Origin of the sequence: Halomonas sp. Ps84H-12 (assembly GCF_024124725.1) — a bacterium.
Classification (GTDB): domain Bacteria; phylum Pseudomonadota; class Gammaproteobacteria; order Pseudomonadales; family Halomonadaceae; genus Vreelandella; species Vreelandella aquamarina.
In genome coordinates this window covers 1-1683 of the sequence record NZ_JAMXSJ010000085.1, presented here as the reverse complement: position 1 = coordinate 1683, position 1683 = coordinate 1, and the positions used below count along the sequence as shown (strand labels likewise).

Below are 1683 nucleotides of genomic sequence, written 5' to 3'. Positions count from 1 at the left end.
ATCAGCACGGTGGGTTTTGGCAATAACGGGCTTGCGAAAGCCAACTTGCACGGGGCGAATGATCAAAAAGTGCTCGCTGGCGGTGATAGGGAAAGTGTCGGCGCCGGCTTCACGGATTCAGGTATAAGAAAGGGTTACCTGAGCTTTACAACAGGTTTAATAACAACCCCCTTCTTAGAGTCTTCAAAGCCTTGATTAATATCGTCGAGAGAATAGAACTTAATTAGCTTGTCAAATGGGAAGCGGCCTTGCTTCCATAGTTTGACTAATCGAGGGATAAATTCCTGCGGAATCGAACTGCCTTGCACTACTGTCTTAAACGTCCACCCCTTCACAAGAGAGGCACCTACTTCAAAGGGAACTTCCGTACCAGGTGCTGCCGCACCCACCAATACAAGCACACCTCGAATCCCCAGCGTTTCAGCTGCTTTCTTCGTTACAGCAGGGATCGCGGTGGTATCAATCGCGTACTGAACCCCCTCTCCGTCAGTCATCATTTTAATTTCTTCGGCAACATCGCGGCTGCTGGAGTTAATGACATGCGTAGCGCCGATATCAAGCGCCAACTCTAGTCGTGAGTCATGAATATCAACGGCAATCACCGTCGTACAGCCTGCAACCTTAGCCGCCATAATGGCCGCTGAACCAACTGCCCCAACACCAAAGACAACTAATGATGAACCCGCTTCTGGTTTGATCTCATTAAGAACCGCGCCAGCCCCTGTTTGCAGCCCGCAACCCAGTGGGCCCATCAGCTCTAACGGCACATCTTTGTCAATAACCACCACACTCTCTTCCACGACGTTGGCATATGTCGAAAAAGAGGACTGCCCGAAGAAATGAGAGGAAATAGGTTCACCACAACACGATAGGGATGTCGAACCATCTCTGCGGCGACCACCAAAATCCTCAGCAAAGAGGTTTTCACAATAAGCCATTCGGCCAGCTCGACACTGTTTACATGCACCGCAATAGGCAGCAGAGAGTACTACGTGATCCCCAACACTGACATGCTTAACGGTTTTACCTACCGAAGTAACCACACCTGCGCCTTCATGCCCCAACACAGCGGGCAAGGGAGTAGGGTAAATGCCATCTCTAACAATAGCGTCGGTATGACAGATACCTGTGGAGACCATTTCTACCCTTACCTCGTTATCTTTCAGCTCATCAAGCTCAAGCGTTTCAACGGTAAGAGGAGCATCGGTATTACGTGCAACAGCGGCTTTGATTGTTGTTGTTGCCATTTAAAGCTCTCCTTTAAAACATACTAAAACTTAGCCACTTATTCCTTTACATACAGCGCCTTCAGCCTGCATTAAACCTTAGCAGTACCGGCCAGTTGGCTGGCGAGGTCGTGTTCGTCTTCTTTGGCCCGGGGGCGGGCGTGGCGAACTTGTAGCTCGGCAGCGTCGGTTTGTGCCAACTCCACGTCGAACACCACCTGGGCGAAGGGGCCGTCCAGCTCACGCTTGGCAATCTCGGCCGGGTCTTCAATCCGCTCGGCGGGCACGACCAGCTCTTCGCGGGTGGCAAAGGCGAAGTCATCATAGGTATAGGGGTCGCCGGCTAAGTTGATCTGGGTGGTCAGGTGCTGGTGGCCCGGGGCAGAGACAAAGTAGTGAATATGCGCCGGGCGCTCGCCGTGGCGGCCGAGGGACTTGAGCACCACATCGGTGGGGG

The 1683-nt window shown here is 52.3% G+C and carries 1 protein-coding gene and 1 pseudogene; both read right to left on the bottom strand.

The annotated features are described in order from the left end of the window. Window positions 1-134 precede the first annotated feature (134 nt). The gene (locus tag NH344_RS18090) at window positions 135-1247 is read right to left on the bottom strand and encodes an NAD(P)-dependent alcohol dehydrogenase (protein WP_253028287.1); all 1113 of its coding nucleotides are present in this window, start codon (window positions 1245-1247) and stop codon (window positions 135-137) included. A gap of 71 nt (window positions 1248-1318) precedes the next feature. Then, a pseudogene (locus NH344_RS18085) lies at window positions 1319-1683 on the bottom strand (catechol 1,2-dioxygenase); the annotation flags it as partial.

Excerpts from the sequence above, each read along its gene's own strand:
- NH344_RS18090 (WP_253028287.1), bottom strand. The coding sequence starts at position 1,247 with ATGGCAACAACAACAATCAAAGCCGCTGTTGCACGTAATACCGATGCT.